The organism is Burkholderia sp. APQ4-4ca (assembly GCF_057837105.1).
Window position 1 is genome coordinate 1 of record NZ_JBYQCG010000153.1, and the last position, 7782, is coordinate 7782.

Sequence of the window (7782 nt, forward strand, 5' to 3'; positions counted from 1 at the left end):
TCCAGCGCGTCGGCCAGGCTCATGATCGCCACTTCGCCCAGCTCGCCCGTGTCGCCTTCCAGCGCCAGCTTGGCCGAACCCTTCACGATCGGCGTGTCGTCGCCCGGGAAGTCGTACTTCGACAGCAGTTCGCGAACTTCCATCTCGACCAGCTCGAGCAGTTCAGCGTCGTCCACCATGTCGCACTTGTTCAGGAACACGATGATGTACGGAACGCCAACCTGACGCGCCAGCAGGATGTGCTCACGCGTTTGCGGCATCGGGCCGTCTGCTGCCGAGCAAACCAGGATCGCGCCGTCCATCTGCGCCGCGCCCGTGATCATGTTCTTCACATAGTCGGCGTGGCCCGGGCAGTCGACGTGCGCGTAGTGGCGGTTAGCCGTTTCGTACTCGACGTGCGCCGTGTTGATCGTGATGCCGCGCGCCTTTTCTTCCGGTGCCGCGTCGATCTGGTCGTACGCCTTCGCTTCCCCGCCGAACTTCTTCGTCAGAACCGTCGTGATCGCTGCCGTCAGCGTCGTCTTGCCGTGGTCAACGTGACCAATCGTACCAACGTTCACGTGCGGCTTGGTCCGCTCAAATTTACCTTTTGCCATGATTCTCTTCTTTCAAAAAATAATCGATTGGTAGCTACAGATTTACTTCGACTTCGCGCTGATGATCGCTTCGGCCACGTTGCGCGGAGCTTCAGCGTAGTGCTTGAACTCCATCGTGTACGTTGCACGACCTTGCGTCAGCGAGCGCAGCGACGTCGAGTAGCCGAACATTTCCGACAGCGGCACTTCGGCGCGCACGATCTTGCCGCCGCCAACCATGTCTTCCATGCCCTGGACGATACCGCGACGGCCCGACAGGTCGCCCATCACGTTGCCCATGTAGTCTTCCGGCGTCTCGACTTCGACAGCCATCATCGGCTCGAGGACGACCGGGTTCGCCTTGCGCATCGCTTCCTTGAACGCCATCGAACCGGCCATGCGGAACGCGTTTTCGTTCGAGTCAACGTCGTGGTACGAACCGAACGTCAGGTGAACCTTCACGTCGACGACCGGGAAGCCAGCCAGCACGCCCGACTTCAGCGTGTCCTGGATACCCTTGTCAACCGCCGGGATGTATTCACGCGGAATCACACCACCCTTGATCTCGTCGAAGAACTCGTAGCCCTTGCCTTGTTCGTTCGGCTCAAGCGTGATGACCGCGTGACCGTACTGGCCGCGACCACCCGACTGCTTGACGAACTTGCCGTCGACATCCTTCGCCGTCGAACGGATCGTTTCGCGGTACGCAACCTGCGGCTTGCCGACGGTCGCTTCCACGCCGAATTCACGCTTCATCCGGTCGACCAGAATTTCGAGGTGGAGCTCGCCCATGCCCGAAATGATGGTCTGGCCCGACTCTTCGTCAGTCTGCACGCGGAACGACGGGTCTTCCTGAGCCAGACGGTTCAGTGCGAGGCCCATCTTTTCCTGGTCAGCCTTGGTCTTCGGCTCGACTGCCTGCGAAATCACCGGCTCCGGGAACACCATGCGTTCGAGAACGATCGGGTTCGCCGGGTCGCACAGCGTGTCACCCGTGGTCGCTTCCTTCAGGCCGACCGCTGCGGCGATGTCGCCTGCGCGGACTTCCTTGATTTCTTCACGCTGGTTCGCGTGCATCTGCAGAATCCGGCCGAGGCGTTCCTTCTTGCCCTTGGTCGAGTTCAGCAGCGTGTCGCCCGAGTTGACGACGCCCGAGTACACACGGAAGAAGATCAGCTGGCCGACGAACGGGTCGGTCATGATCTTGAACGCGAGCGACGAGAACTTCTCTTCGTCCGACGCCTTGCGCTCGGCTTCTTCGCCGTTTTCGAGTTCGCCCTTGACCGGCGGGATGTCGACCGGCGACGGCAGGAAGTCGATCACGGCGTCGAGCATACGCTGCACGCCCTTGTTCTTGAACGCGGTACCGCACAGCATCGGCTGGATTTCGCACGCGATCGTACGATCACGCAGCGCCTTGACGATGTCGGCTTCCGGCAGATCGCCTTCTTCCAGGTACTTGTTCATCAGGTCTTCGCTGGCTTCGGCAGCCACTTCGACCATCTTTTCGCGCCATTCCTTGCAGGTCTCCGCGAGCTCGGCCGGGATGTCGACGTAGTCGAACTTCGTGCCTTGCGACGCTTCGTCCCAAATGATCGCCTTCATCTTGATCAGGTCGACCACGCCCTTGAAGTTTTCTTCCGAGCCGATCGGCACCACGACCGGAACCGGGTTCGCCTTCAGGCGCAGACGGAGCTGGTCGTAGACCTTGAAGAAGTTCGCGCCAGTACGGTCCATCTTGTTGACGAACGCGAGACGCGGCACCTTGTACTTGTTCGCCTGGCGCCACACCGTTTCCGACTGCGGCTGCACGCCGCCCACTGCGCAGTACACCATGCACGCGCCGTCGAGCACGCGCATCGAACGCTCCACTTCGATCGTGAAGTCGACGTGGCCCGGGGTGTCGATGATGTTGATGCGGTGTTCCGGATAGTTGCCGCCCATGCCCTTCCAGAAGGCCGTGGTAGCAGCGGACGTGATCGTGATGCCACGTTCCTGTTCCTGCTCCATCCAGTCCATCGTGGCTGCGCCGTCGTGGACTTCACCGATCTTGTGGTTCACACCGGTGTAAAACAGAATGCGCTCGGTCGTCGTCGTCTTGCCGGCGTCGATGTGAGCGCTAATACCGATATTGCGGTAGCGCTCGATAGGAGTCTTGCGAGCCACTTTGATCCTCTACTGGGATGACGTGATGCAGCCCTGCCGCATCACGCCTCAACACAAACGGGCGAGGCGCCTGAAAAGCGCACCCGCCCGGAATTTATTTCCGCAAACAGCCCAGCCAGGCGCTTAGAAACGGAAATGCGAGAACGCGCGGTTGGCTTCTGCCATGCGGTGAACTTCGTCGCGCTTCTTCATCGCGCCGCCACGGCCTTCGGCCGCTTCGGAGAGTTCACCTGCCAGGCGCAGGGCCATCGACTTCTCGCTGCGCTTCTTCGCAGCCTCACGCAGCCAGCGCATCGCCAATGCCATACGACGCGACGGGCGCACTTCGACCGGAACTTGATAGTTGGCACCACCAACGCGACGGCTCTTCACTTCGACCACCGGCTTCACGTTGTTGAGCGCAACCGTGAACACTTCCAGCGGGTCCTTGCCACCCTTGGTCTGGATTTGTTCGAATGCGCCATAAACGATGCGCTCTGCGACCGACTTCTTGCCGGACAGCATCAGCATGTTCATGAACTTGGCAACATCAACGTTACCGAACTTCGGATCCGGCAACACTTCCCGCTTGGGGACTTCGCGACGACGCGGCATGATTCTTCCTTTACTTGTTCAGTTGGAGCTGAATTCAGCTCCGCGGCCACCAACAAACCCGATCACATCTTCACGACTAACCAGCTTGGCCGGGTGACCACTTACTCGACAGCACCGGCAATCCGGCACTCCCGCCTTGACCGCCCTGCGGCGATCCCTGATCAAAAACTGCTTACTTGGCAGCCTTTGCACGCTTCGCGCCGTACTTCGAACGCGCTTGCTTACGGTCCTTGACGCCCTGGGTATCCAGCGAGCCGCGAACCATGTGGTAACGCACACCCGGCAAGTCCTTCACACGGCCGCCGCGGATCAGCACAACCGAGTGTTCCTGCAGGTTGTGGCCTTCACCGCCGATGTACGAAATCACTTCGAAGCCGTTCGTCAGACGAACCTTGGCGACCTTACGGAGTGCCGAGTTCGGCTTCTTCGGCGTCGTCGTGTACACACGGGTGCACACGCCGCGACGCTGGGGGCAGTCCTGCAGGGCCGGGCTCTTGCTCTTCGTCGTTTCCGACTGACGGCCTTTGCGAACCAGTTGGTTGATGGTTGGCATTGTTTATTCCTGAAATTGAACAAAATCTGCACGCCGATTTCGGGCAAAGCGAGAATCGACGCACAGTTGACTTCCGAACCGGCGAATCGGGTGCGAACTGTCGAACGCGACTCGGCCCACCGAATACCGGAACCCAGCATGATATTCCGGAAATACCAACTAAGTCAACGGCTTGCGTGATTTTCCGACCAACCGGGTGGTTTACAGCAGGGGTCGGAACGCTGTGTCAGGCCGATTCGACGACGTCGATGATCTCGTCGCCGAAGCGCTCGAGCTTGCGCACGCCCATGCCGGGGATGTGGCGCAGGTCGTCGATCGTCTCCGGCGCGTTGCGCGCGATTTCGGCGAGCGTCGCGTCGTGGAAGATCACATAAGCCGGCACGCCGTCCGTCTTCGCGGTTTCCGCACGCCACGCGCGCAGCGCATCCCACCGTGCGCGCTCGCGGGCGCCCATGCCGGCCGTCGGGTCGACACGCGTGCCGCTGCGGCTCGACGACTGGCGCGTGCGCTGCGGCTTCACGTAGCGGCGCAGCGTGACCTTTTCCTCGTTCTTCAGCACCGGCTTCGCGGCCTCGGTGAGCACCAGCGCGCCGAATCCGCCATGATCGACGGCCAGGTAGCCGTACGCGACCAGCTGCCGGAAAATCGCGCGCCACTCGGGCTCGGACAGCGCCGCGCCGATACCGAACGTGCTCAACTGGTCATGGCCGCGCTGCAGCACCTTCTCGGTGCGGCCGCCGCGCAGGATCTCGATCAGATGGCTCGCGCCGAAGTTGAAGCCGCTCGCGCGCTGCGCGCGGAACACGCACGACAGCGCCATCTGCGCCTCACGCGTCGCGTCCCATGAATCGGGCGGCTCGAGGCACGTGTCGCAGTTGCCGCACGGCTGGCTCGCCTCGCCGAAGTAGTTCAGCAGCCGCACGCGGCGGCACGAGATCGTCTCGCACAGCCCGAGCAGCGCGTCGAGCTTCGACGTCTGCACGCGTTTGTGCGCGTCGTCCGCGTCCGACTCGTCGATCATCTTGCGCTGCTGGACGACGTCGCCGAGGCCATACGCCATCCACGCGTTCGCCGGCATCCCGTCGCGGCCCGCCCGGCCGGTTTCCTGGTAGTAGCCTTCGACGCTCTTCGGCAAATCGAGGTGCGCGACGAAGCGCACGTCGGGCTTGTCGATGCCCATGCCGAACGCGATCGTCGCGCACATCACGATGCCTTCCTCGCGTTGGAACATTTCCTGGTGCTTCTGCCGCACCTCGAACTCCATGCCCGCGTGATACGGCAACGCGCGCACGCCCTGCGCCTTCAGCCATTCGGCCGTTTCCTCGACCTTGCGGCGCGACAGGCAATAGACGACGCCGGCATCCGTCGTGCCGTCTGCATTCGTGTGCTCGGCGCGGATGAAGTCGAGCAGTTGCGCGCGCGCGTTGTCCTTTTCGACGATCCGGTAGCGGATGTTCGGGCGGTCGAAGCTCGACACGAACACGCGCGCGTCGTCGAGCGCGAGACGATGGATGATCTCGTCGCGCGTGATCGCATCGGCGGTGGCGGTCAGCGCGATGCGCGGCACCGACGGGAAGCGCTCGTGCAGCACCGACAGCTGGATGTATTCCGGGCGGAAATCGTGCCCCCATTGCGACACGCAGTGCGCTTCGTCGATCGCGAACAGGCCGATCTTCGCGCGCTCGAGCAGGTCGAGGAAGCGCCCCGTCATCAAGCGCTCCGGCGCGACGTACAGCAGATCGATTTCGCCCTCGCGCAGCGCGCGCTCGGTGGCCGCCGCCTCGGCGCCCGACAGCGTCGAATTCAGGTAGGCCGCGCGCACGCCGACTTCGCTCAACGCGGCGACCTGGTCCTGCATCAGCGCGATCAGCGGCGACACCACGATGCCGGCGCCCTGGCCGGCCTCGCGGCGCAGCAGCGCGGGAATCTGGTAGCACAGCGACTTGCCGCCGCCGGTCGGCATCAGCACGAGGCAATCGCCGCCGCCGGCGACGTGCTCGACGATCTCGCCCTGCTGGCCGCGAAAGGCGGAGTAACCAAAGACTTCGTCGAGTATTTCGAGGGCGCGGGACATGAATGAGACCAGGGACGGCTAAACGATGACCGCAATTTTAACAACCCGCTCGCGCGACGCGTGGCGAATCGCACGATGCTGGCCATTCGGTCAGGGTTCGTTCGCGTGCATCACGGGCCTGTCGCGGTCATGCCGAAGGCGATCGCGGCGCATGCGCCGACGCGGCACAGGCACGTCATGCGCGTGAACGAAGGGTGAAAAAAAACCGCCCGGCAGAACCGGGCGGTTTCGGTGGCAGCGATGATAGCAAGGCAACGCGGCTTGCGCCGCGCCGCGCTTACTCGGCTGCCGGGTGTTGCGGCTCTTCCGCCGGCGCGCTCGGCGTGCCGAAGTCGAATGCCTCTTCCGCTGCGATCTGGTCGAAACGCTCGCGATCCGACGATTCCTTCGCCTTGCGCGCCTTGTGGAACGCGAGACCCGTACCGGCCGGAATCAGACGGCCGACGATCACGTTTTCCTTCAGGCCGCGCAGATCGTCGCGCTTGCCCATGATCGCCGCTTCGGTCAGCACGCGGGTCGTTTCCTGGAACGATGCCGCGGAGATGAACGAGTCGGTCGACAGCGACGCCTTCGTGATACCGAGCAGCACGTTGTCGTACGAAGCCGGACGCTTGCCCTCGGCGATCATGCGATCGTTCTCGTCCAGCATGTCGGAACGCTCGACCTGTTCGCCCGGGATGAAGCGCGTATCGCCGTTGTCGGTGATCTGCACACGACGCAGCATCTGGCGAACGATCACCTCGATGTGCTTGTCGTTGATCTTCACGCCCTGCAGACGGTACACGTCCTGCACCTCGTCGACGATGTAGCGCGACAGCGCCTCGATACCCTGCAGACGCAGGATGTCGTGCGGATCGGCCGGACCGTCCACGATCATTTCGCCCTTGTTGACGACCTGGGCATCGTGAACCAGAACCTGCTTTTCCTTCGCGATCAGGAACTCGTGCTGGTTGCCCTCGAGGTCCGTGATGACGAGACGCTGCTTGCCCTTCGTGTCCTTGCCGAACGACGTCGTACCGGTGACTTCCGCGAGAATGCCGGCATCCTTCGGCGAACGCGCTTCGAACAGTTCCGCCACCCGCGGCAGACCGCCGGTAATGTCACGCGTCTTCTGCGCTTCCGTCGGGATACGTGCGAGCACTTCACCGACCTGCACCTGCTGGCCATCCTTCACGGTGATCAGCGCGCCGACCTGGAAGCCGATCTGCACCGCGTGTTCCGTGCCCGGAATCTTCACTTCCTCGCCGTTCGCGTCGAGCAGCTTCACCTGCGGACGCACGCTCTTCGAAGCCTGCGAACCGCGGCGCTTCACGTCGATCACGACCAGCGTCGACAGGCCGGTCACGTCGTCGATCTGCTTCGCGACGGTCACGCCTTCCTCGACGTTCTCGAACTTCACCGTACCACCGTACTCGGTGATGATCGGGCGCGTCAGCGGATCCCACGTGGCGAGCTGCGTGCCGGCCTTGATCGTCGCGCCGTCGAGCTGCAGCAGCGTCGCGCCGTACGGCACTTTGTGACGCTCGCGCTCGCGACCGAAGTCGTCGGTGATCATCGCTTCGCCCGAACGCGAAATGACGATCTGCTCGCCCTTCGCGTTCGTGACGTAGCGCATCGTCGCCGTGAAGCGGACGATACCGTTGCTCTTCGCTTCGACCGACGAGGCCACTGCCGCACGCGATGCCGCACCACCGATGTGGAACGTACGCATCGTCAGCTGCGTGCCCGGTTCGCCGATCGACTGCGCCGCGATCACGCCGACGGCTTCGCCGACGTTCACGAGCGAGCCGCGGCCGAGGTCGCGGCCGTAGCAGGCCGCG

General features: G+C 63.0%; 5 protein-coding genes and 1 pseudogene. All 6 read right to left on the reverse strand.

Translation table 11 applies throughout. The annotated features are described in order from the left end of the window. The coding region (locus tag AC3IFE_RS18560) for a GTP-binding protein (protein ID WP_489191497.1) at positions 1 to 596 on the reverse strand (596 nt) is incomplete at its 3' end. Positions 597 to 638: 42 nt separating this feature from the next. Next, the gene (gene fusA, locus AC3IFE_RS18565; protein WP_044849034.1) at positions 639 to 2741 is read right to left on the reverse strand and encodes an elongation factor G; all 2103 of its coding nucleotides are present in this window, start codon (positions 2739 to 2741) and stop codon (positions 639 to 641) included. Between the two features lie 123 nt (positions 2742 to 2864). Continuing rightward, positions 2865 to 3335 carry a 30S ribosomal protein S7 gene (gene rpsG / locus AC3IFE_RS18570; protein WP_006477195.1) on the reverse strand — a complete coding sequence of 157 codons (471 nt, stop codon included), beginning with the start codon at positions 3333 to 3335 and terminating at the stop codon, positions 2865 to 2867. 172 nt (positions 3336 to 3507) lie between these two features. Then, on the reverse strand, positions 3508 to 3888 hold the full coding sequence (gene rpsL / locus AC3IFE_RS18575) for a 30S ribosomal protein S12 (protein ID WP_006400662.1): 381 nt from the start codon (positions 3886 to 3888) through the stop codon (positions 3508 to 3510). Between the two features lie 226 nt (positions 3889 to 4114). After that, a complete protein-coding gene (gene recQ, locus AC3IFE_RS18580) occupies positions 4115 to 5962 on the reverse strand; it encodes a DNA helicase RecQ (RefSeq protein ID WP_089466457.1) in 1848 nt (615 codons plus the stop codon). A gap of 277 nt (positions 5963 to 6239) precedes the next feature. Beyond that, positions 6240 to 7782: pseudogene (locus AC3IFE_RS18585) on the reverse strand (DNA-directed RNA polymerase subunit beta'); the annotation flags it as partial.